This is a genomic window from Pseudomonas sp. UMAB-08, assembly GCF_900095225.1.
In the GTDB taxonomy this organism is placed as follows: Bacteria; Pseudomonadota; Gammaproteobacteria; order Pseudomonadales; family Pseudomonadaceae; genus Aquipseudomonas.
Map to the genome: position 1 here is coordinate 40,294 of NZ_LT607437.1, position 22,674 is coordinate 62,967.

The following is a 22,674-nucleotide window of genomic DNA, read 5'->3' on the forward strand; positions in this document are numbered from 1 at the left end:
CCGAGCCATATCCGCTTCGGCAGTTTCGAGTACTTCTTCTACACCAAGCAGCCGGAACGCCTGAAAGAGCTGGGCGAGCATGTGCTGGCGATGCACTTTCCCGAATGCCTGGAACAGCCTGAGCCGTACCTGGCGATGTTCCGGACAATCGTCGAACGCAACGCCGAGTTGATCGCCAAGTGGCAAGCCTACGGTTTCTGCCACGGCGTCATGAACACCGACAACATGTCGATTCTGGGCATCACTTTCGACTTCGGGCCGTTTGCCTTCCTCGATGATTTCGACCAGAACTTCATCTGCAACCACTCCGATCACGAAGGTCGTTACTCCTTCAGCAATCAGGTGCCCATCGGCCAATGGAACCTCAGCGCCCTCGCTCAAGCCCTGACACCGTTCATCAGTGTCGAAGCCCTGCGTGAAGCCCTCGGTCTGTTCCTGCCGTTGTACCAGGCTCATTACCTGGACCTGATGCGCCGCAGGCTAGGCCTGACCCGTGCCGAAGACGGCGACACCCAACTGATCGAGCGCCTGCTCAAACTGATGCAGAACAGCGGCGTCGACTACACCCTGTTCTTCCGTCGACTGGGCGATGAGCCCGCCGCCCTGGCCTCCACCCGCCTACGCGATGACTTTGTCGACATCAAAGGCTTCGATGCCTGGGCCACTGACTACCAAGCCCGGATCGCCCGTGAAGACAATGGCACCGAGCAACAACGCCAAGCGCGCATGCACGCGGTCAACCCGCTCTATATCTTGCGCAACTATCTGGCACAAAAAGCCATCGACGCCGCCGAAGACGGCAACTATGAAGAAGTGCGCCGCCTGCACACCGTGCTGAACAACCCCTTCGAAGATCAGCCCGGCATGGCTAACTACGCAGAACGGCCGCCGGAGTGGGGGAAACATCTGGAGATAAGCTGTTCATCCTGAGGCCCGGGACGGTGGGGCCAGACTCTTTTTCAGGCAGTTGTATATTTGCCAGGACTTCGAACAGGGTGAGGAGACGGTCGTCCTCGGTGTTTTGAACACCCCCGCCCTCGCTGATCCTGCCCAGCAGGCGGGTCTCATAATCGCCCGGGTATTGAGCCTGCTCGATAGGGGGTAATGATTTGTAGTGGGACAGCACTTCAGCATAGAACTTAGGTGTGTTGACGTTACCCTCACTTTCTTGCCTTGATTGGGCAATCACCTCGACTCGCCATTTTTGTTCTATATCATTAGCGTCATATGCAGCAGCTCGCCGCTCATTCACAGTATACGAACCGCTGTCATCGTAAATGATCAGGGCGAGTTGCTCGGTTGTCAGGTCAGCAAACGGACTCTTGGTACTCCTATCGCCCGTGCTGGCAAGGTTCACATACGCCGTAGCGTGCCGAGCCCTCGCTAATAAATCAGGATCGTCAGTTGCAGGCTTTTCCGCGTCATGCCTGACGCTTTGCGCATTGTAGCTATCGCCTAAAAAATCATCTTTCAACTTTCGAGCCATATCACCGAGCTCGCCACGGCTCGTATTTTTATCACGCCCCTCGGCTCGCGCCGCGCTGTCACTCAACTGGCGAGACAGCGTTGATACCTTCACCGTGTCGGTTGACGCGATTGCAGACTGCGCCGGTGCGCTGTCACTCATTGATATAGGCTGGGTGAGTGTTATCGTACTGGATGAACTTACCGGCGAAGCCAGTATATTACTAATCATATACCACCCCTGTTAATCGATAAAAATACGCCTTACAAGACGCTGCTCTGCACGCAGATATACCTGCAGAGCACACCCTGTAAACTGATAACCGACGTGTTATTTCATTGCGAATTCAACAGCCCATGCGTGAGTAGCAAAATCAACGGATGTGATCTTTACGTCACACCGCGCCCCAGATCGCCGCCGCTGTGCCGTTATTTTTTAAAAGTAACACTGACCGCCGGCCCGGCCTGCGCTGCGGCGGAAACAATGACAGCCGCCAGCATGGCCGAGAAAACGATGGGATTAATAATGTGCACAGTGATAGTCCATTTTGAGTCGAGGTTATTGTTTTTATACTAAAAAACCGAGCGCTGCTTATTCATTAATTAATAGGGAGCGATATAGAGCCTCGACACTTATACGTAGACGACTATTCAAGAAAGACAACAGATTTATTGCTGCTGCCAGAGACTATCGAGCTCGATTGCCGGGCACCACTCCCTGAACGGGTAGTTGACAATCCCACAGGCGCAAGCATCTGAAAACTGTAGGAGCAGGCACGCCTGCGATCGACTGCACAGCAGTCGTAAAATGGTTGAACTCATTATTGCAGGAAGATCCTTCAGGCCGGTCGCGCCCCTGGTCATCCCTACAGAATTCCGAAAACTCACCGTCTATAGTTTAATCACTTAGATCTTTTCTAATAAAAGCCGACTTGATTCTCGACGCCAGCATCACCATTTATCTCAAATGCACACACTGCCAACGGAGCCTCCCATGCCAGACCCACTCCTGATCCCCTGCCCGCACTGCAACGGGCTCAATCGCATCCCGGCCGACCGCCTTGGCGATCAGCCTAAATGTGGGCGCTGCAAGGCGCAGGTAGTGCTGAGCAAGCCTTTCGAACTGACTCAGGGCGACTACGCCAGTCAGATCAAAGGCGATCTGCCGCTGTTGGTGGACGTGTGGGCGGCGTGGTGTGGCCCGTGCAAGTCTTTTGCACCCGTCTTCGAACAAGCGGCCAGTCAGCTGTCCGGTCGCTGCCGGCTCGCCAAGCTGGACAGTGAGGCCAACCAGCAGTTGTCGGCTCAGCTAGGCATTCGTTCGATCCCCAGCTTGATCCTGTTCAAGAACGGCCAGGAAGTCGCGCGTCAAAGCGGCGCCTTTCCTCTGCCACAGCTACTGGCCTGGTTGAAAAGCCAAGGGATCTAGACGTTGTTCAGCTGCGGCACACCTGCTGACTTTTCTGTAGGGCGATTCCGAAACAGGGTTTTCCAGCACCTGCCGCCGCATTTTACTACTAGCCTTCCTTACTCAACTTGAACGATGGGTAAGGACTATCTATGACGTTTGTCATCAGGGAAGGTGATCTCACTACCACGGACGGTTTTGTCATAGCGGCTTCCGCCAAGGCAATCGTGTTGCTGCGCAAACTGGCGAGGATGGGCGACCCCGTATGGTGCCCGGCGTGCGATAGCGTCGGTTACATCGCCCAAGGCAATCCAACCTATGTTGACGAGTATGTCGCGGTGGCAACCCACGGCCAACTGGTCCAGTGCGGCTGCACAGTGGGCAGCCATCGATTGTTGGCGACACAAGACAGCTTTCAAGCCGATATGGAGGCGACGATTCCTATCCCGGCAGACCTCGCCGAAGCCGCGCGGATGACCGCTGAACAATGGTCCCGCGCCATCCACGACGGCTCATCACGCGAGAAGTTGTTTTCGCCTCTGCGGCAACCCTTCAGCGCGGGATGCGTCAGCGCTGAGCACCCGACTCCAGCAGGTCGTGCAGATCGACGAACTGCTGCGTCAACTTGTGCCGTGGCTCGAGATGGATCAAGGGGATGTTGGCCTGATGCGACTCACGCATCTTCACCGAACTGTTGAGGTAAACCGGTAACACCGGCAAACCTTCAGCGATCAACTCATCAAGGATTTGCTGCGGCAGGCTGGCGCGGGACTGGAATTGGTTGACGATGATGCCTTCCACCTCCAGGCCCTCGTTGTGATCCTCCTTCAGTTCTTCGATTTCCTTGAGCAGGCCATACAGCGCCTGACGCGAAAAACTATCGCAGTCAAAAGGGATCAACACTCTGTCGGCGGCAATCAGCGCCGAAACCGCGTAAAAATTCAGCGCAGGCGGTGTATCCAGGTAAATCCGGTCGTAATCCTCGTCCAGTTCATCGAGGAGTTTTCGCAACTTGTTGATCTTGTGCTTGGCCTCAAGCTTGGGCTGCAAGTCGGCCAGTTCTGCCGTGGCGGTCACCACGTGCAGGTTGTCGAAGGGCGTTTCATAGATATCGACCTTGTTCTTCTTGGCAAACGGACCTGATGACAGGGTTTGCTTAAAGAAATCGGCGATGCCCATCGGAATATCGTCGCCGGTCAAACCGGTGAGGTACTGCGTCGAGTTGGCCTGGGCATCAAGATCGATCAAAAGCGTCCGATACCCTTCGTGAGCGCTGACTGCCGCCAGGTTGCAGGCGATACTGGACTTACCCACTCCGCCTTTCTGATTGAACACCACGCGCCGCATGAATAGACCTCCTTGGTTCTGTAAATGGCCTTAATGAATGGGCCCGATGAATGGACCCGAGTCTAAGCAAAGCGGGTGACAAGGGCGAGCGCTTCATCTAGAGAGACGCTGATAACGGACTTAGGCTTACATAATTAATAGCGATTTTCCTACACTGGAAAGTCGAAATTAAAAATGCATAACGAAGGAACTATTTGTCTAAATAATCTATTCGCAACAGCATTTGCTACTCATCAGCCCCATCGGGATAATGCGCGCCTCTCGGCTAAAGCGCCTCACCCGAATGGGTGCCGTTTCGGCGAACAATGCCCAAATGGGTGTTGTCTCGGAAAACCGCAGCGAAAGGCATGCCCGCAGGGGCGGGAAGAAAACTCGTGATCACGTTCAACATCGCACAATGGCGCGCCTGGGCCCCCGGCCTGGAAACGGTCGAGGACTGGCAACAATGGAGCCTGAGTCCATCCCTTTTAGACAGTGGGGATGCGGCGCCTGACGTCTCGTTTTTGCCCGCCATGCAGCGCAGACGCTTGAGTCGGCTGGCGCGGATGGCTTTCAGCGTTGGCTGGCCGTTGGCCGAAGGCATTGAACAGCTTCCACTGGTGTTCGTCTCGCGCCACGGTGAAACCCCGCGCACCCTCGACATCCTCACCGACCTGGCCGCCAATCAGCCGCTGTCGCCCACCCAGTTCAGCCTCTCGGTGCACAATGCCGTGATTGGCCTGTGGTCGATCATGCGCGGTGAAACCAGTGAGATGACGGCGCTGGCCGCAGCCGGTGACGGCCTGGAGCACGGTATCATCGAAGCCGTTGCCCTGCTGGCCGAGGGCTCGCCAGCCGTGCTGCTGATCGTCACGGAAGAACAACCACCCGCCGCTTATGCCGACTGGATCGAGGACGTGCCCTTTCCCTACGCGGTCGGGCTACTGCTGACCCCTGGCACCGACTGGCAGTTGTGCCTGAGCACCGGCAGCGAAAGCCTGCCCCGCCCGGAATGGCCGCACGCCCTCAACCTGTTGCGCACGTTAGCGAGCGAGCAGACCACCTGCCAACATTCATGGAAAAACCGACTGTGGACCTGGCAACGGACCCGCTGAGCAAACGCCGCGACGCCTATTATTGGCGTCTGCTGGCGACCGCCCTGAGCTTTGCCCTTTTCGGGGTGGTCGGCCTGTGCCTGCGATTGGTGTTTTTCCCTTTGTTGAGCTGCCTGCCCGGCGATGTGCAACGCCATCGGGCGCGTGCCCGGCGCACGATCGGCTGGCTGCTCTGGCGGTTCATCCGATTTATGGCGCGCACTGGCGTGCTGACCTATGACGTCCAGGGCGCGGAAAAACTCGGCCGCCCAGGCCAGATGATCATTGCCAACCATCCGTCGCTGATCGACGTGGTGTTTCTGATCGGGTTGGTGCGCGATGCCAATTGCGTGGTCAAACAGAGTCTGTGGCAGAACCCCTTTACCCGGGGGCCGGTGCGCTCCGCCGATTACATCAGCAATGATGGCAGCATGGAGATGCTCGATGCTGCCGCAGACGCTCTACACAGCGGGCAGACACTGATTATTTTCCCGGAAGGCACGCGCACCACACCGGGGCAGGTGCCTGCCTTTCATCGTGGCGGAGCCTCAATCGCACTGCGAGGTGCGAAACTCATTACCCCGGTGACGATCCAAGTCAATCCCAGCACCCTGACTAAAGCCCAACCCTGGTATCGCATCCCGAAGCGCCGTGCGCACTTCAGTTTGCGCGTCGGGGCCGATATAGATCCACAAGCCTTTGCTGTGCTTGGCCCGGCCCCAATAGCCTCGCGCAAGCTCAACGATTATCTGCATCAGGACTTCATTAAGGAGCTCGCCAAAGATGAGCGATCTGCACCTGGAAATTAAACAGCTGATTATCGATGCCCTGGGCCTCGAAGACATCAGCACCCATGACATCGGCAACGATCAGATCCTGTTCGGCGAAGGCCTTGGCCTGGATTCGGTAGACGCCCTGGAACTGGGCCTGGCGATTCAGAAACGCTACGGCATCAAGATCGACGCCGACGCCAAAGACACCCGTAATCACTTCACCAGCGTGGACAGCCTTGCGGCGTTCGTCAGCGCCAGACAAGCGGCCTGAGGAATAACAATGCAAACCCGTGAAGACATCTTCGACACCCTGCGCAGTGCGCTGGTTGAGCTGTTCGAACTTGAGCCTGAGCGAGTCAACCTGCAAGCCAACCTGTACCAGGACCTGGAAATTGACAGCATTGATGCCGTGGACCTGATCGACCACATCAAACGCAAGACCGGCAAGAAAATCGCCGCTGAAGACTTCAAAGCCGTACGCACCGTCAACGATGTGGTCGAGGCGGTTTACCGCCTGGTCAATCCGGCCGCATGAGTCGGCTGATCGCCCTTGGCCTGCTGTTGGCTGGAGTGCTTTACCCCTTTGCGGTGTATTTCGGCATTGAGCATTTCGCCCCCTGGCAGTTCGCCTTGCTGCTCGGCGGGCTGTGGCTGGCGCGAGCGCTGACAGGCAAGCGTCGCCCTGGCAGCGTGCTGACGGCCGTTGTCGCCCTGGGTTTTTGCCTGCTGCTGGGGCTGTTTAACAGCCCGTTATTACTGCGCTGGTACCCGGTACTCGTCAGCGGATTCATGTTGAGTCTGTTCGGCCTCAGCCTGATCTATGGCCCACCCGTCATCGAGCGATTGGCACGCCTGAGTGAGCCTGACTTGCCCGAGATCGCGGTCCGCTACACCCGACAGGTGACCCAGGTCTGGAGCCTGTTTTTTCTGTGTAATGGCCTGCTCGCAGCGGCGTTGACCCTGTGGGCGCCATTGAGTTGGTGGACGCTGTACAACGGCTTGATCGCTTATGGCCTGATGGGCCTGCTGTTTGCCGGTGAATGGCTGTTGCGTCAACGTGTAAGAGGTCGCGCATGAATTGGATACCACTTGAGCACCTGTTGCTCGAGGCTTTGCCGGCCCGCGAACTGACGATGGCCCCCGTCCTGGATCATGCCCGTTTCTGCGAGCAGGCCCTGAGCGTTGCCGCCGGTCTGCAGGCCCGAGGCGTCAAGCGCCTTGCGCTGCATCTGGACGACGCCGGTCAGCTGGCCGTGGCCTTGTTCGGCGCATGGCGTGCCGGTGTCAGCGTGCTATTGCCCGCCGATCTGCAAGCACACACCCGCGAGCGCTGGTCGAACGACGTCGACCTGTGGCTCAGCGATCAAGTGGGCGACACGCACCTGGATGAATTGCACGCTGCGCCGCTATCGCCGGCCGCGCTGGACCTCGACACCTGTCGCCTGAGCCTGTGTACGTCCGGTTCCAGTGGCGAACCGAAGCTGATCGAAAAACGCCTGCAACAGCTGGCCAATGAAGTCGAAGCGCTGGAAAAGCTGTGGGGCGCCGACCTCGGCACGTCCTGCATCATCGGCAGCGTTGCCACCCAACATATTTACGGCTTGCTGTTCCGGGTGCTGTGGCCGCTGTGTGCCGGGCGCAGTTTTGTGCGCAAGCAGCTGCCATTCCCTGAAGATTTGCAGCGAACCAGTCGCGAACATCCGGCATTTGCCTGGGTCGCCAGCCCGGCGCTGCTCAAGCGCATGGGCGACAACCTCGATTGGCCGGCCTTGAGCAGCGTGCGCCGCGTGTTCTCTTCGGGCGGAGCGCTGCCCGCCGAAGCCGCACGCAGCTTGCAGCAGCGTTTGGGCCAATGGCCAACCGAAATCCTCGGCAGCTCGGAAACCGGCGGCATCGCCTGGCGTCAGGGCGACAGCCTGTGGCAGGGTTTTGAAGGCGTGCAACTGAGCCAGGACAGCGACGGCGCCCTGCTGATCGAGTCCCCTTACTTGCCTGCTGGCCATGTCGAACACACGGCCGACGCCGCGCGTTTCAGCGCTGACGGACGTTTCGAATTGCTCGGCCGGCTGGACCGCATCGTCAAGCTTGAAGAAAAGCGTATTTCCTTGCCGCAACTGGAACACGCACTGGCAACCCATGAGTGGGTCAGTGAAGTGCGTCTGGGCGTGGTTCAAGAGAACCGGGCGTCCCTCGGCGCGTTGGTGGTTCTCAGCGAAAGCGGTCTGCATGCCTTGCGCAATCAAGGCCGACGTACGCTGACCGAACAACTGCGCCAGCATTTGCGCCCGTATTGCGAGGCCATCGCCCTGCCGAGACGTTGGCGGCTGCTGCGTCAGCTGCCGCTCAACGCCCAAGGCAAACTGCCACAGGCCGAGGTCGAAATCCTGTTGCTCGCCGCGCGCCCCAAAGAAGCGGAACTGCTCAGCCAGCAGCAGGTTGACGGCGAGTGGCGACTTGACTTGATGATTCCTCCAGACCTGGCTTATTTCAGCGGACACTTCCCACAAACCCCGGTACTGCCGGGCGTGGTGCAGGTCGATTGGGCGCTGAGCCTGGGCCGGCGCCTGCTGGACCTGCCACCGAGGTTTGCAGGCATGGAAGTGTTGAAGTTCCAGCAACTGGTGCGCCCCGGCGATCAGGTTGCGCTGACCCTGCGTTTCGATGCCGAGCGCAGCAAACTGTATTTTGCCTACCGCAACACAGAAGCCGCCTGCTCCAGTGGCCGTATCGTGCTGGAGGCTGCAGATGCATAACCCTTGCGCGGTGATCCCGGTCTATGACCACGAACGGACAGTGTCCGCCGTCGTGCATGAACTGCTGAAGGCGGGTCTACCCTGTGTGCTGGTCGACGACGGCAGCAGCCCGAGTTGTGCGGCGGTGCTGCAAGCGCTGGCCGGAGAAGAGAACGTCTATCTGGTGCGCCTGCCCATCAACCAAGGCAAAGGTGGCGCGGTAATGACAGGTTTCCGCGAAGCCGCACGCCTGGGTTTCAGTCATGCGCTGCAAGTGGATGCCGACGGCCAGCATGACCTGAGCGACGTATCACTGTTTCTCGACGCCTCGCGCCGCGCCCCCGAAGCGGTGATTTGCGGCTATCCGCAGTACGACGCCAGCGTGCCCAAGGTTCGCCTGTATGCACGCTACCTGACCCACTTCTGGGTCTGGGTCAACAGCCTGTCGTTACAGATCCGCGATTCAATGTGTGGCTTCCGGCTCTACCCCCTGGCACCGACTATCAAGCTGATCGACTCGGTCCAGGTGGGCAAGCGGATGGACTTCGACTCGGACATCCTGGTGCGCCTGTCCTGGCGCAATCAGCCGATGCGCTGGCTGCCGACCCGCGTTCATTACCCGCTGGACGGGGTGTCGCACTTCCGGCTGTTCCGCGACAACGTACTGATCACGAAAATGCACACCAAACTGTTCTTCGGCATGTTAGTGCGCATGCCGCTGATCCTGTGGCGACGGTGGCGACATGAGTGAGCCGACGAACGAAGCCAAAAAACATTGGGCCGCCCATCAGGAGCGTGGCAGTTTTCTGCTGATGAAACTGATGGCCTGGGGCGTGCGTCATTTCGGGCGACGCCTGCTGACTCCGGTGCTGTACGGCATCGTGCTGTACTTCTTCGTGTTTGGCCCAGGTGCCCGACAGAGTGCCCGGCAATACCAGCAGTACCTGGCCAGCTGGAGCGGACAATCGGCGCTACGCCCTACCCGCCGGAGCGTGTTCAAGCAGTTCATGGCCTTCGCCGATGCACTGCTGGACAAGCTCGACGTATGGAACGGCAAGCTCACGCTGGACCAGATCACGATTATCGATCACGACTTGCTGCGCAACCAGTTGCGCAGTGGGCGCGGGCAAATGCTGGTCGGCACCCACCTGGGCAATCTCGAAGTCTGCCGCGCGCTGGCCGAGCTGGGTGAACGGGTCACCATGAACGTGCTGGTGCACACCAAGCACGCTGAACGCTTCAATCGCCTGTTGGGTGAAGCAGGCGCCACCAATCTGCGCCTGATTCAGGTCAGCGAGCTGAACCCGGTGATCATGCTGCAATTGAGCCAACGCCTGGATAACGGTGAATGGCTGGCCATCGCTGGCGACCGCGTCCCCCTGCATGGCGGGCGCAATGTACGGGTGGATTTCCTTGGCCACCCCGCCGCTTTCCCACAGGGCCCATGGCTGTTGGCGGGCTTGCTGCAATGCCCGATCAATCTGATTTTCTGCCTGAAGGGCGCCAGCGGTTATCGCGTCATTCTCGAACCTTTCGCCGAGCGCATTAAATGGCGGCGCAGTGATCGCGAGCAGGTGGTCGCCGGACATGTCCAGCGCTATGCCGCACGCCTCGCCCATTATTGCCTTGAGGCACCACATCAGTGGTTCAACTTCTACTCATTCTGGAAGACCGATGACGATCCAAGCGCTTGAACCGGTAACCTTCGGCGAACAGCCGTTGCGTATTGAAGAGGTGCTGCTGCTGGCCAATCGCCAAGTGCCGACTCAGCTGCAAAACGACAGCGCATTTCGCCTGCGCATCGCCAAAGGCGCGCAGTTTCTTGATTCCCTGCTGGACAAGGAAGGCGTGATTTATGGCGTAACCACCGGTTATGGCGACTCCTGCGTCGTCGCTGTGCCGTTGCAGCACGTCGAAGCGCTGCCACGTCACTTGTACACGTTCCACGGCTGCGGTCTCGGTAAAATGCTCGATGCACAAGCGACCCGAGCGGTACTCGCGGCGCGGTTGCAATCGCTGTGCATGGGCGTTTCCGGGGTGCGCGTGGAGTTGCTGGAACGCCTCCAGGCCTTTATCGATCAAGACATCCTGCCGCTGATCCCGGAAGAAGGCTCGGTGGGCGCCAGCGGTGACCTGACGCCGCTGTCTTACGTGGCCGCGACCTTGTCCGGTGAGCGCGAAGTGATGTTCCGTGGCGAGCGCCGCGCGGCCGCTGACGTGCACCGCGAGCTGGGCTGGGACCCGTTGGTCCTGCGCCCGAAAGAAGCGCTGGCCTTGATGAACGGCACCGCAGTCATGACCGGCCTCGCCTGCCTCGCCTTCGCCCGCGCCGATTACCTGCTGCAACTGGCGACCCGCATCACCGCGATGAACGTAGTGGCCTTGCAGGGTAATCCCGAGCATTTCGATGAGCGCCTGTTTGCCACCAAGCCACACCCAGGGCAGATGCAAGTCGCCGCCTGGTTGCGCCAGGACCTGGCCATCGATGCGCCGACCGCGCCCTTGCACCGCTTGCAAGATCGCTATTCGCTGCGTTGCGCTCCCCATGTACTGGGCGTATTGGCCGACAGCCTGAACTGGCTGCGCTCGTTCATCGAAATCGAGCTGAACAGCGCCAACGACAACCCGATCATCGACGCTGAAGCCGAGCGCGTGCTGCATGGCGGCCACTTCTATGGCGGCCACATCGCGTTCGCCATGGACAGCCTCAAGACCCTGGTAGCCAACGTCGCCGACCTGCTGGATCGGCAACTGGCATTGCTGGTGGACGTGCGTTACAACCACGGCCTGCCCAGCAACCTGTCAGGCGCCAGCGCTGAGCGGGCAATGCTCAACCACGGGTTCAAGGCGGTGCAGATCGGCACCAGTGCATGGACAGCCGAAGCCTTGAAAAACACCATGCCGGCCAGCGTGTTCTCGCGTTCCACCGAATGCCATAACCAGGACAAGGTCAGCATGGGCACCATCGCCGCCCGTGATGCGATCCGCGTACTGGAGCTGACCGAGCAAGTAGCCGCCGCCACCCTGCTCGCGGCCAATCAAGGTGTCTGGCTGCGCAGTCGGGTTGAAGATGCTCGCCCCCTGCCGCCCGCGCTGGCAGCCATGCACGAGCAACTGAGCAAAGACTTCCCGCCCGTGATCGAAGACCGTGCGCTGGATGGCGAACTGCGCCTGTGCCTGCAGCGGATCGCCGACCGCCACTGGAGGCTGCATGCGCAGTAAGGGCGTGATCCACACTGACACCGAAATCCAGGTGCCGTTTTTCGACATCGACATGATGAACGTGGTCTGGCACGGCCATTACATCAAGTACCTGGAAGTCGCCCGCTGTGCGCTGCTCGACCAACTGGACCACAACTACCAGCAGATGCTCGATTCCGGCTACGCGTGGCCGGTCATTGACCTGCAATTGCGCTATGTACGCGGCGCGGTGTTCGGCCAGAAGCTGAACGTCCGCGCCAGTCTGGTGGAGTGGGAGAACCGCTTGAAGATCAACTACCTGATCAGCGACGCCGTCACGGGCGAGCGCATGACCCGCGCCACCACGATTCAAGTGGCCGTGGAGATTGCCAGCCACGACATGCAACTGGCATCGCCCAAAGTGTTCACCGATGCCGTACAGAGAGCGTTGCCATGAACCGTATTTGCCACCTGTTGTGCGCCGTTGCCCTGCTTGGCCTGTCATCCCTGGCTAACGCCTTCGACCTGCAACAACTGAGCGCGCAATTGGGGAAACCCTCGGTGATCCATGGCGATTTCATTCAGGAAAAACACCTGCGCGCCCTGCCCCAGCCGCTGACCAGCAAGGGTAAATTCGTCCTCGCCAAGGACTATGGCCTGCTCTGGCTGCTGGCGACGCCGCTGAAACAGGATTATCGAATCAGCACCGTCGGAATTGCCCGCCGCGATGCCAACGGCTGGCAATTGCTGCCGAACAAGAGCACAGGCGCCGAGCAAAACCGGCTGTTCCTCGCCGTGCTGCAAGGCGACAGCAGTGGCCTGCAACGTGATTTCGACCTGCAACTGAAAGGCGATGCACAGGCGTGGCAACTGACCCTGACCCCGCGTTCATTGCTGCTGCAACAGGTGTTCAAGCAAATCAATATTGACGGCGGCGAGCTGGTTCAACGTATCGAGCTGCTTGAAACCCAGGGTGACAGCACCCTGCTGCGCATGATCAACAGCAGCGCCGCCAGCACCTTGAGCGATGCGGAGCACCATGACTTTGTTGACTAGACGCGAGTCGCTTGAACGCTGGATGCCGCGCCTGTTCCTGGTGCTCTTGCTGGCCATGCTGGCCTTGGCAGGCTGGCAATGGCGAAACGGTCCTCCGCTGTCGGCCAACTTGATGGAACTGGTGCCCGGCTCAACCCCGGATGCCCTGGAACTGCGCGCCGAAGAGCGCATGCAGGAACCCCTCAACCGCGAGATGCTGGTGTTGGTTGGTCACGTGGATCGCCAGCACGCCATCGATCTGGCCCAACAGCTGGGCGAAAAATGGCAGGCCAGCGGGTTGTTCGAGAAGGTTCAATGGAACCTGCAAACCGACATCCCGGGGCTGCGCCAGCAATTGCTCCAGGGGCGACTGGCGATGTTGTCGCCCGCCGACCGCAGCGAGCTGATCGAGCAACCACAAGCGTTCATTCAGCAACGCGTGCAGAGCCTGTTCGACCCCTTCACCGGCTTCAGTCTGGTGCCCAGCCAGGATGACTGGCTCGGCCTGACCGGGCGCATTCAGAATAGCCAGCCGCAGCATGGTTCAGTGCAACTGGACCTTGGCAGTGGCGCGTTGATTGCCAACGCCGACGGTAAGAGCTGGGTGCTGCTGCGCGCACGAACCCAAGGCAACGCGTTCGACATGCACTTGCCACTGCAGGTCGCCGACCTGCTCAGTGCCGCGCGCGAACAAGCCCGCCAGGCGGACGCGCAATTGCTCGCCGCCAGCGGCTTGCTGTATGCCGCAGAAGGCCAACGCCAGGCCTCCCGGGAAATCACCTGGGTCGGCGGCGGCGCCACGCTGGGTATTTTGTTGTTGCTGCTGCTGGCGTTTCGGCGCTGGCGCGTGCTGCTGGCGTTCGTGCCTGTGGTGGTGGGCATGTTATTCGGCGCGGTGGCCTGCGTGGCGCTGTTCGGCCGCATGCACGTGATGACCTTGGTACTGGGTTCCAGCCTGATCGGGGTCGCGGTGGATTACCCGCTGCATTACCTGTCGAAAAGCTGGAGCATGAAAGCCTGGCGCAGTTGGCCAGCCTTGCGCCTGACCCTCTCGGGCTTGAGCCTGAGCCTGGCCACCAGTTGCATCGGCTATCTGGCCCTGGCCTGGACGCCTTTCCCGGCCCTGACCCAGATTGCGGTGTTCTCCGCTGCCGGGCTGGTCGGCGCTTATTTGACTGCGGTGTGCCTGCTGCCGGCGATGCTCAACAATATGGAACTGCGTCCGGCCACCTGGCCGCTGCGTATCGCTGAGTGTTTGTTGAGCATGCGTGAAGCCCTGCTCGGTCGCATCGGTACACCCGTGTTACTGGGGCTGCTGCTGGTATTCTGCGCCGCCGGGCTGTGGCAACTGACCAGCAAAAACGACATCCGCCAATGGATCAGCGCGCCGCCGCAATTGCTGGCCGAAGCCCAAACCATCGCCAGCATCACCGGCTATCAGCCAACCAGTCAGTTCTTCCTTGTGCGCGCCGCCGATCAGCAGCAATTGCTCGAGCGGCAGACCGCGTTGAGCCAGCGACTGGACCAACTGATCAGCCTCGACAAGTTGCAGGGCTACCTGGCGCTTAACCAATTGCTCAGTCCGCCCGAAGAGCAACGCCGCGTGCGCGATGCTCTGGGCAAACTGCCGTTGTATTGGCGGCCGCTGATTGAGTTGGGCGTACCGGCCAGCGCGCTGCAAGCAGAACTGGCACGCTTGCAGGCATTACCGATTGAAGACATCGACATGGCGTTGGCCGGTCCTTTGGGCGAACCGTGGCGCGGGCTGTGGCTCGGGGCGACACCTGATGGCGTGGCCGGCATGGTCAGCCTGCAGGGCTTGAACAACCCGGCATTGTTACGCGTACAGGCGCTGGACCTTGAGGGCGTGCAACTGGTGGATCGTCTCGGCGATTTGAATAACGTATTCGCCGCCACCCAAATCAGCGCTGCGGAGCTCAAGCTGTTGTCCTGTGGCCTGATCGTGTTGTTGTTGATTCTGCCCTTCGGTCTCAGTGGCGCCCTGCGGATCGTCGCCCTGCCACTGTTGGCGGCACTGTGCAGCCTGGCAAGCCTCGGCTGGCTGGGCCAGCCGCTGACCTTGTTCAGCCTGTTCGGGCTGCTCCTGGTCACGGCCATCAGCGTCGATTACGCGATCCTGATGCGTGAGCAGGTCGGCGGCGCGGCGGTCAGCCTGCTCGGCACCCTGCTCGCCGCTGTCACCACCTGGCTGTCGTTCGGTCTGCTGGCGGTGTCCAGCACGCCTGCGGTGAGCAACTTCGGCCTGTCCGTAAGCCTCGGCCTGGCCTTCAGCTTCATGCTCGCACCGTGGGCCGGTCGTCAACCGCATACCCCCGCCATTGCCGAGTCGGCAGCATGATGATCGCGCTGTTCTGGCTGCTGGCCTTGCTGATGTTTGCGCTGGCAACACGCCTGGGTCGCTACGTTGGCCTGATCCCCATCGTCAGCCAATTGCTGCTGGCGACGTTCGGCCTGCCGTTGCTGATGGTGTTCTGGATCGAGCCGCAGTGGCAACTCAGCGGCGCGCAACTGGTGGAGCCCGTTTGGTTGAAGACCCTGTATGGCCTGGGTTTCGCCCTCGTGCTTGGGCACATCCTCAGCGACGTGATCGAGCTGGACATGGACCGGCAAAGCCTGAAAATCGCCGTGCCGAGCTTTTGCGTGCCCTTCTGCTGCGGGCTGGCGTGCGCGTTCTGGCTGCTGCCGGAGCAAGCGTGGCTAAGTTCGCTGGCGGTCGGCCTGGTGTTCGCAATCACGGCGATTCCCGTGTTGTTCTTATACCTGCACCACATCGACTACCCACCGGCGGCGACCCGGCGTCTGGTGCAGACTGCGATCCTGATCGACCTGACCTGCTGGAGCCTGTTCGCCATCGCCCAAGGCAGCCTGCACCTGAGCAGCCTGTTACTGCCGCTGCTGGGCGCCTGCGTTCCGTTGCTCTTCAGGGTGCTGCGTCTGCGCCAGCCAAGGGTCTACAGCCTGACCTTTTTCGCACTGCTGGTGGTCGCCGAGCACTACAAGCTCAACGCCCTGATCCTCGGTATCGGCTACCTGTTTTGCATGGCCTGGCTCAAGCAACCCTTCGTACTGCCGCTAAACCCCGAACGGTTCAAACGCCTGCAGAACACACTGGCAATCCCCCTGATCCTGACGTTCGGGATCGTCCAGATCAACGTTCACAGCGCCGTGAGCAGCCTCAGCTGGCTGCAACTCGGCGCGCTGCTGGCGCTGCCGATTGCCAGCAAAGTGCTCGGCAACTGGCTTGGTCTGCGCTGGGCTACGCCGTCGTTTACTGGCGCCAGCCGCTGGCGTGAAAGCCTGCTGCTCAATATTCGCGGCTTGAGTGAGATCGTCTTCCTCAACCTGCTGCTGCAACAACAGCTGATCAGTCCGGCGCTGTACTTCGCGCTGATGCTGATGGGCTTGATAGCGACCCTGATGCCCGCATTCGCGGGCATGAACCGAATGATTGTCAAACCCGCCGAACAGGCAAGGAGCCCTTGTGCCAACAGCTGAAATGGAACGACGCCAGGTCGTAGTAATTGGTGCCGGTCCCTCTGGCGCAATCGCGGCGGCACTGCTCAAGCGTCAGGGACACGACGTGCTGATCATTGAGCGCCAGCTTTTCCCACGCTTCTCCATTGGCGAAAGTTTGCTCTCGCACTGCCTGGATTTCGTCGAAGAAGCCGGCATGCTCGACGCCGTGGAGGCCGCTGGTTTTCAAGTAAAAAACGGCGCCGCCTTCGCCTGGGGCGAGCGCTACACCCATTTCGACTTTGGCGACACCTTCAGCAACGGCAAGCCAACCACCTTCCAGGTGCAACGCGCCACCTTCGACAAGTTGCTCGCCGATCAGGCTGAGCTGCAAGGCGTAGAAATCCGCTATCAGGAAGAAATCACTGCAGCCAATTTCGATGGCCCGCAACCCCAACTGCGCGCACGTCGCGAAGATGGCAGTGAGTACACCCTCGAAGCGGACTTCGTGCTGGATGCCAGCGGCTATGGCCGGGTACTGCCGCGACTACTCGACCTGGAAGCACCGTCGAACTTTCCGATTCGCCAGGCGGTGTTTACCCACATCGAAGACCGCATTGATGACAAGCACTTCGACCGCGATAAGATCCTCGTCAGCATTCACCCCACGCATCGCGACATCTGGTTCTGGCTGATCCCGTTCAGCGATGGCCGCTGCTCGCTGGGCGTGGTCGCCTCGGCCGAGCACTTTCAAGACAAACCAGAGGATCTGGAGGCCTGCCTGCGGGCGTTCATCGACGAAACACCCAGCCTCTCGGGCCTGCTGCAAAATGCTGTGTGGGATACCCCGGCGCGCGCCATCAATGGTTATTCGGCCAACGTCAAAACCCTGCACGGCCCGGGCTTCGCTCTGCTGGGTAACGCGGCAGAGTTTCTCGATCCGGTGTTCTCTTCCGGCGTGACCATCGCCATGCGCTCGGCCAGCATGGCTGCCGGCCTGCTGCATCGTCAGTTGCAAGGCGAAACCGTCGATTGGCACGCCGAGTTCTCCGTGCCGCTCAAGCGCGGCGTCGACACGTTCCGTGCTTATGTCGAAGGCTGGTACGAAGGCACCTTCCAGGATGTGATCTTCCACTCTGACAGCCCGCCGGAAATCCGCCGCATGATCAGTGCGATCCTCGCGGGTTATGCCTGGGATGAACGCAACCCTTTTGTCAGCGAAGCCAAGCGCCGCTTGCGGGTGATCTCTGAAGTCTGCGCGAGCGCAGCGCAATGAGCAGCGCCTACCTGAGCGACAGTTTCGTCGAGGAAACCCGCTTTGGCTTATGGTTCCTGCGCAGCCACACGTGGCAGCACCACGTACTGCGCGTGGCGATCAATGATTTGCGTGGGCTCTTTGATCAAGGCGCGCCGGGCATCGCGCCGCCGGCTGACGCCGTGCTCCTGGATGCTGGCTGTGGCCAGGGTAAATCCTTCCGCTACTTGCAGCAGGTGTTCGCCCCGGCGCGCTTACTGGGCGTGGATGCCGACCCGCAAAGCCTGTCCGTGAGCCGCGACGAAGCGGTGCGCCAAGGCATCAACGTCGAACTGATCGGCAGCGATTGCGCGCACTTGCAACTGCCGGACGCCAGCGTCGACCTGCTGTTCTGCCACCAGACTTTTCACCATCTGGTGGAGCAGGAACAGGCCCTCGCCGAGTTCTATCGGGTGCTGAAGCCGGGCGGTTATCTGCTGTTCGCCGAATCGACCAAGGCATACATCGATACCTGGGTGATCCGCTGGCTGTTCCGCCATCCGATGCAGGTGCAGAAGAGCGCCGGTCAATACCTCGACATGCTGCGCGGACAGGGCTTTGAGTTCGACCCTCACCATGTTTCGTACCCGTATTTGTGGTGGAGCCGTTCAAAGGATTTCGGCCTGCTGGAGCGCTTTGGACTGCGCCGCCCCGCGCCCTTCGGTCAGCGCGAAGAAACCCTGGTCAACGTCGTCGCACGCAAGCCCGTGCAAGGTAGCGCAGGATGATTCGTGGCCTGCTGCTGAGCGTTTGCCTTCTATTGCTGTGCGCCTGCGCCAGCCAGGCGCCCCTGCCCGAGACACTGCCGCACCTGCCGTTGCCGCTGCAATTGCACATCCAGCGCGAGCAGGCGGGCCAACGCCAGGATTGGTTGTTGGTGGTCCAGCAGGAAGAGGCCAGCTTGCGTTGGTCGCTGCTCGACCCGCTGGGCATCCCTCTCGCCCGCCAGCGCTTGAACAACGGCGCATGGCAGGCCGATGGTCTGTTGCCGCCCAATCCGGAAGCACGCGAGCTGTTCGCTGCGCTGCTGTTCGCCCTGACGCCTGCGCCTGAGTTACGCAGCCGCTATCCTGCGGCCCAATCCCAGACCGGCCAACGCAACTTGGGCACGCGCTGGCGCGTCGATTACCGCCAACCGCAAGTCTTCAGTCTGCGGCTGGAGCAGGGCCTGAGCTACAACGTCAGCCCGTTGAATGACGAGACCACGCCATGACCGCCTACCTCAACGCGTTGGGAGTGATCTGCGCCCTGGGCAATGACAAAGCCGAGGTCGCGCGCAGGCTGTTCGCAGGCGATGACTCCGGCATGGTCGAAGAGAACGACTGGGTTCCGGGTCGGCGCTTGCCGGTCGGCGCCGTACAGGGCGTATTACCGCAGATCCCTCCCGAGTTGGGCCAGCAAAGCAGCCGCAACAATCAACTTCTGCTGGCCGCCGCCCTGCAAATCGAAGGCGATATCCAGCAGGCCATTGAACGCTATGGCCGCTCGCGTATCGGCGTGATTCTCGGCACCAGCACCTCGGGGATCGATGAAGCCAGCCGTGGCATTGCGACGTATCTGCGCGAGCAGCGATTCCCCAGCGATTACGACTATCAGCAACAGGAACTCAGCGCCCCGGCGAATTTCCTCGCGGCCTGGCTACAACTCAGCGGCCCGGCCTACGTCATTTCCACCGCCTGCACCTCCAGCGCGCGGGCGCTGCTCAGTGCGCGGCGCTTGCTGGACATGGGGGTGTGCGACGCGGTGCTGTGCGGTGGCGTAGACACCCTGTGCCATCTGACGCTGAACGGGTTTTCTGCACTGGAAGCGGTGTCGGAACAGCGCTGCAATCCATTTTCGCGCAATCGCAACGGAATCAACATCGGCGAGGCAGCTGTCTTGTACCTAATGACCCGCGAGGCCAGCGGTGCCACGCCGATTGCCTTGCTCGGTGCCGGAGCCAGCTCTGATGCCCACCATATTTCCGCACCGGAACCCAGTGGTCGCGGCGCGCGCCAAGCCATGCAAAAAGCGCTGAACAATGCCGGTCTGCGTGCAGAGCAGATCGACTACCTGAATTTGCACGGCACCGCCACGCAACACAATGACGCGATGGAAAGCTTCGCCGTGCAGGCGATCTTTCCAGAGGGCGTGCCCTGTTCATCAACCAAACCCATGAGCGGCCACACCCTCGGCGCTGCCGGAGCGCTGGAAGCGGCGTTCTGCTGGCTGAGCCTGGCGTCGGAAAATACGCAACAGGCATTGCCGCCGCACCTCTGGGATGGCGAAGCCGATGCCCAACTGCCCGTCCTGAAATGGGTCGAGCCCGGCCAGCGCCTGCTGCACACCCGACCACGCCGACTGATGAGCAATTCCTTCGCCTTCGGCGGCAATAACGTCAGCCTGATTATCGGAGACGCCCCATGATCGATTGGCCGATTGCCGAACTGGTGCCCCACGCCGGAGACATGATCCTCATCGATCAGGTCCTGACGTTCGACGAAGAACAAATTCACACCCGCCTGAAAGTAAGGCCTGGCAGCTTGTTCAGCCTTGCCGATGGCAGCCTCCCGGCCTGGGTTGGAATAGAACTCATGGCCCAGAGCATTGCCGCCTACGCGGGTTGCAAGGCGCGCGTGCAAGGCCATAAGGTCCAACTCGGCTTTTTGTTGGGCACGCGCAAATTCGAATGCAACGTCGAGCACTTCCCCGCAGGCACTGAACTGACCATCCACGCCCTGCGCTCGCTGCAGGATGACAATGGCATGGGCGTTTTCGAATGCCACCTGACCGGCCCCGGCATCAAGGCCATGGCGCGGGTTAACGTATATTGCCCACCCCTGCCCGCTGACTATCTCGCTGAAGGAGTTTCCGCATGACTGAATCAATACTGGTCACCGGCTCCAGCCGTGGCATCGGCCGTGCCATCGCCCTGCGTCTGGCCCAGGCCGGTTACGACCTGATCCTGCATTGTCGCAGCGGCCGTACTGAGGCCGAAGCGGTTCAGCGGGAAATCCAGGCCTTGGGCCGACAAGCGCGCATACTGCAATTCGACGTCGCCGACCGCGTTGCGTGCAAGGCGATTCTCGAAGCCGACGTGGAGACTCACGGCGCCTATTACGGCGTTGTCTGCAATGCCGGCCTGACCCGTGACGGCGCCTTTCCGGCGTTGACCGACGAAGACTGGGACGTGGTCATGCGCACCAATCTCGACGGTTTCTACAACGTCCTGCACCCGGTAATGATGCCAATGATCCGGCGTCGCGCCGCTGGGCGGATAGTGTGCATCACATCGGTTTCGGGCTTGATCGGCAATCGCGGGCAGGTCAATTACAGCGCCTCCAAGGCGGGTATCATTGGTGCTGCCAAAGCACTCGCCATCGAACTGGGCAAACGCAAGATCACCGTCAATTGCGTCGCCCCCGGCTTGATCGACACGGCAATGCTTGACGAAAATGTGCCCGTGGATGAGCTGATGAAAATGATCCCCGCGCAACGCATGGGCACCCCCGAAGAAGTCGCCGGTGCCGTGAATTTCCTGATGTCGGCCGAAGCGTCCTACATCACCCGTCAGGTTCTGGCGGTCAACGGAGGCCTGTGCTAATGAAGCGCGTAGTTGTTACCGGCATGGCCGGTATTACATCGCTGGGCAGTGACTGGACCAGTATCGAAGCCAACTTCAACGCCAACCGCAGCGGCATTCGGCGGATGGATGAGTGGGACCGTTTTACCGAACTCAACACCCGCCTCGCCGGCCCGATCGACGATTTCGCGGTGCCCGCGCACTGGACCCGCAAACAGTTGCGCAGCATGGGCCGCGTGTCACGACTGGCCGTCGGCGCGGCTGAGCAAGCGTTGCTCGACGCGGGCTTGCTCAACGACCCGATCATTCGCGACGGGCGCATGGGCGTTTCCTGTGGCTCGTCCACCGGCAGCACCGATGAGATCAAAGCGTTCGGCAACATGCTGATCAACTCCGTCGCCGAAGGCCTGAACGCCAACTCCTATGTGCGGATGATGCCGCACACTACGGCGGCGAACATCAGCATCTTCTTCGGCCTGACCGGGCGTTTGATTCCGACCTCCAGCGCCTGCACCAGCGGCAGCCAGGGCATCGGTTATGCCTACGAATCGATCAAGTTCGGTCGCCTGCCGCTGATGCTGGCCGGTGGCGCTGAAGAGCTGTGCCCGACCGAAGCCATGGTCTTCGACGCGCTGTACGCCACCAGCCTGAAAAACGACGCCCCGCACACCAGCCCTCGCCCTTACGACAGCGACCGCGACGGCCTGGTGATCGGTGAAGGTGGCGGCATGCTGGTCCTCGAAGAACTGGAACACGCCTTGGCCCGGGGAGCGCACATCCACGCCGAGATCGTCGGCTTCGGCTGCAACGCCGATGGCGCGCACGCGACCCGTCCGGAGCAGGTCACCATGCGCCGCGCCATGGAACTGGCCCTGGAGGACGCCGACCTGAGTGCTGACGCCATCGGTTACGTCAATGGTCACGGCACTGCCACCGAACAAGGCGACATCGCCGAGACCCTGGCGACCCACAGCTTGTTCGGGGCGCGGATGCCCATCAGTTCGCAGAAAAGCTTTCTCGGCCACACCCTGGGCGCGTGCGGTGCGCTGGAGTCGTGGTTCTGCATCGAAATGATGAACCGCGACCGCTACATCCACACCCTCAACCTTGATACTGTCGATCCGCGTTGTGGCGAACTGGATTACTTGCGCGGAGAATCGCGGCATATGAGCAACCAATTCGTGATGAACAATAACTTCGCGTTTGGTGGCGTGAATACTTCGTTGATCTTCCGACGCTGGTAGAAGCCCCACAAATACCCTGTAGATACCGTCTTGACCCTCAATGAGCAAGCGCCAGTTTTGGGTCAAACGGCTTCCCCGACTTAAGCAC

24 protein-coding genes and 1 pseudogene are annotated in these 22,674 nt (G+C 60.5%); 23 read left to right on the top strand and 2 right to left on the bottom strand.

Going from position 1 to position 22,674, the window contains the following annotated elements; translation table 11 throughout:
* The coding region (locus K0F75_RS25990; protein ID WP_257604477.1) for a protein adenylyltransferase SelO family protein at positions 1-930 on the top strand (930 nt) is incomplete at its 5' end.
* On the opposite strand, the gene K0F75_RS24105 is transcribed toward K0F75_RS25990, so the two are convergent.
* The gene (locus tag K0F75_RS24105; protein WP_219064474.1) at positions 869-1,627 is read right to left on the bottom strand and encodes a hypothetical protein; all 759 of its coding nucleotides are present in this window, start codon (positions 1,625-1,627) and stop codon (positions 869-871) included. The two genes, K0F75_RS25990 and K0F75_RS24105, sit on opposite strands and share 62 nt — an antisense overlap.
* Before the next feature lie 831 nt (positions 1,628-2,458).
* Here K0F75_RS24105 and trxC point away from each other — a divergent pair.
* Positions 2,459-2,893 (top strand): thioredoxin TrxC, encoded by a 435-nt coding sequence (gene trxC, locus K0F75_RS24110; protein WP_219064475.1) that lies wholly within the window; start codon positions 2,459-2,461, stop codon positions 2,891-2,893.
* A 131-nt stretch (positions 2,894-3,024) separates the two neighbouring features.
* Positions 3,025-3,411: pseudogene (locus K0F75_RS26105) on the top strand (PAAR domain-containing protein); the annotation flags it as partial.
* A 28-nt stretch (positions 3,412-3,439) separates the two neighbouring features.
* On the opposite strand, the gene K0F75_RS24120 reads toward K0F75_RS26105, so the two are convergent.
* Positions 3,440-4,219, bottom strand: a complete 780-nt coding sequence (locus tag K0F75_RS24120; RefSeq protein ID WP_219064476.1) for a ParA family protein — start codon at positions 4,217-4,219, stop codon at positions 3,440-3,442.
* Positions 4,220-4,566: 347 nt separating this feature from the next.
* On the opposite strand from K0F75_RS24120, the gene K0F75_RS24125 reads away from it, so the two are divergent.
* Genes K0F75_RS24125 through K0F75_RS24220 form a run of 20 tightly spaced genes read left to right on the top strand, consistent with a single transcriptional unit; the run spans position 4,567 to position 22,586 of the window.
* Entirely contained in the window at positions 4,567-5,313 is a 747-nt protein-coding gene (locus K0F75_RS24125; protein ID WP_219064499.1) for a beta-ketoacyl synthase chain length factor, read from the top strand.
* On the top strand, positions 5,289-6,101 hold the full coding sequence (locus tag K0F75_RS24130; RefSeq protein WP_219064477.1) for a 1-acyl-sn-glycerol-3-phosphate acyltransferase: 813 nt from the start codon (positions 5,289-5,291) through the stop codon (positions 6,099-6,101). Before K0F75_RS24125 ends, K0F75_RS24130 begins: the two co-directional genes overlap by 25 nt.
* The gene (locus tag K0F75_RS24135; protein WP_219064478.1) at positions 6,076-6,336 is read left to right on the top strand and encodes a phosphopantetheine-binding protein; all 261 of its coding nucleotides are present in this window, start codon (positions 6,076-6,078) and stop codon (positions 6,334-6,336) included. Before K0F75_RS24130 ends, K0F75_RS24135 begins: the two co-directional genes overlap by 26 nt.
* Before the next feature lie 9 nt (positions 6,337-6,345).
* Positions 6,346-6,600, top strand: coding sequence for an acyl carrier protein (locus K0F75_RS24140; protein WP_219064479.1), 255 nt, complete (start codon positions 6,346-6,348; stop codon positions 6,598-6,600).
* Positions 6,597-7,142 carry a hypothetical protein gene (locus K0F75_RS24145; RefSeq protein WP_219064480.1) on the top strand — a complete coding sequence of 182 codons (546 nt, stop codon included), beginning with the start codon at positions 6,597-6,599 and terminating at the stop codon, positions 7,140-7,142. The genes K0F75_RS24140 and K0F75_RS24145 overlap by 4 nt, the downstream gene beginning before the upstream one ends.
* Positions 7,139-8,818 (top strand): AMP-binding protein, encoded by a 1,680-nt coding sequence (locus K0F75_RS24150; protein WP_219064481.1) that lies wholly within the window; start codon positions 7,139-7,141, stop codon positions 8,816-8,818. Before K0F75_RS24145 ends, K0F75_RS24150 begins: the two co-directional genes overlap by 4 nt.
* Positions 8,811-9,548 (top strand): glycosyltransferase family 2 protein, encoded by a 738-nt coding sequence (locus K0F75_RS24155; protein ID WP_219064482.1) that lies wholly within the window; start codon positions 8,811-8,813, stop codon positions 9,546-9,548. The genes K0F75_RS24150 and K0F75_RS24155 overlap by 8 nt, the downstream gene beginning before the upstream one ends.
* Positions 9,541-10,491: a glycosyl transferase gene (locus K0F75_RS24160; RefSeq protein ID WP_219064483.1), complete on the top strand. Its 951-nt coding sequence runs from the start codon at positions 9,541-9,543 to the stop codon at positions 10,489-10,491. Before K0F75_RS24155 ends, K0F75_RS24160 begins: the two co-directional genes overlap by 8 nt.
* Complete coding sequence (gene hutH / locus K0F75_RS24165; protein WP_219064484.1) at positions 10,472-12,019, top strand: histidine ammonia-lyase; 1,548 nt, start codon at positions 10,472-10,474, stop codon at positions 12,017-12,019. Before K0F75_RS24160 ends, hutH begins: the two co-directional genes overlap by 20 nt.
* The gene (locus K0F75_RS24170; protein ID WP_219064485.1) at positions 12,009-12,434 is read left to right on the top strand and encodes a thioesterase family protein; all 426 of its coding nucleotides are present in this window, start codon (positions 12,009-12,011) and stop codon (positions 12,432-12,434) included. The genes hutH and K0F75_RS24170 overlap by 11 nt, the downstream gene beginning before the upstream one ends.
* Entirely contained in the window at positions 12,431-13,033 is a 603-nt protein-coding gene (locus tag K0F75_RS24175; protein WP_219064486.1) for an outer membrane lipoprotein carrier protein LolA, read from the top strand. The genes K0F75_RS24170 and K0F75_RS24175 overlap by 4 nt, the downstream gene beginning before the upstream one ends.
* The gene (locus K0F75_RS24180) at positions 13,017-15,371 is read left to right on the top strand and encodes an MMPL family transporter (RefSeq protein ID WP_219064487.1); all 2,355 of its coding nucleotides are present in this window, start codon (positions 13,017-13,019) and stop codon (positions 15,369-15,371) included. The genes K0F75_RS24175 and K0F75_RS24180 overlap by 17 nt, the downstream gene beginning before the upstream one ends.
* Positions 15,368-16,528, top strand: a complete 1,161-nt coding sequence (locus K0F75_RS24185; RefSeq protein WP_219064488.1) for a sodium:proton antiporter — start codon at positions 15,368-15,370, stop codon at positions 16,526-16,528. Before K0F75_RS24180 ends, K0F75_RS24185 begins: the two co-directional genes overlap by 4 nt.
* A gap of 1 nt (position 16,529) precedes the next feature.
* A complete protein-coding gene (locus K0F75_RS24190; protein WP_374029295.1) occupies positions 16,530-17,762 on the top strand; it encodes an NAD(P)/FAD-dependent oxidoreductase in 1,233 nt (410 codons plus the stop codon).
* Positions 17,759-18,508 (top strand): class I SAM-dependent methyltransferase, encoded by a 750-nt coding sequence (locus K0F75_RS24195; protein WP_219064490.1) that lies wholly within the window; start codon positions 17,759-17,761, stop codon positions 18,506-18,508. Before K0F75_RS24190 ends, K0F75_RS24195 begins: the two co-directional genes overlap by 4 nt.
* Positions 18,505-18,993, top strand: a complete 489-nt coding sequence (locus tag K0F75_RS24200; protein WP_219064491.1) for a DUF3261 domain-containing protein — start codon at positions 18,505-18,507, stop codon at positions 18,991-18,993. Before K0F75_RS24195 ends, K0F75_RS24200 begins: the two co-directional genes overlap by 4 nt.
* The gene (locus K0F75_RS24205) at positions 18,990-20,186 is read left to right on the top strand and encodes a beta-ketoacyl-[acyl-carrier-protein] synthase family protein (protein ID WP_219064492.1); all 1,197 of its coding nucleotides are present in this window, start codon (positions 18,990-18,992) and stop codon (positions 20,184-20,186) included. The genes K0F75_RS24200 and K0F75_RS24205 overlap by 4 nt, the downstream gene beginning before the upstream one ends.
* Positions 20,183-20,638: a hotdog family protein gene (locus K0F75_RS24210; RefSeq protein WP_219064493.1), complete on the top strand. Its 456-nt coding sequence runs from the start codon at positions 20,183-20,185 to the stop codon at positions 20,636-20,638. The genes K0F75_RS24205 and K0F75_RS24210 overlap by 4 nt, the downstream gene beginning before the upstream one ends.
* Positions 20,635-21,363 (top strand): 3-oxoacyl-ACP reductase FabG, encoded by a 729-nt coding sequence (gene fabG / locus K0F75_RS24215; RefSeq protein WP_219064494.1) that lies wholly within the window; start codon positions 20,635-20,637, stop codon positions 21,361-21,363. The genes K0F75_RS24210 and fabG overlap by 4 nt, the downstream gene beginning before the upstream one ends.
* The gene (locus K0F75_RS24220; protein WP_219064495.1) at positions 21,363-22,586 is read left to right on the top strand and encodes a beta-ketoacyl-ACP synthase; all 1,224 of its coding nucleotides are present in this window, start codon (positions 21,363-21,365) and stop codon (positions 22,584-22,586) included. The genes fabG and K0F75_RS24220 overlap by 1 nt, the downstream gene beginning before the upstream one ends.
* The last annotated feature ends 88 nt before the right edge of the window (positions 22,587-22,674 follow it).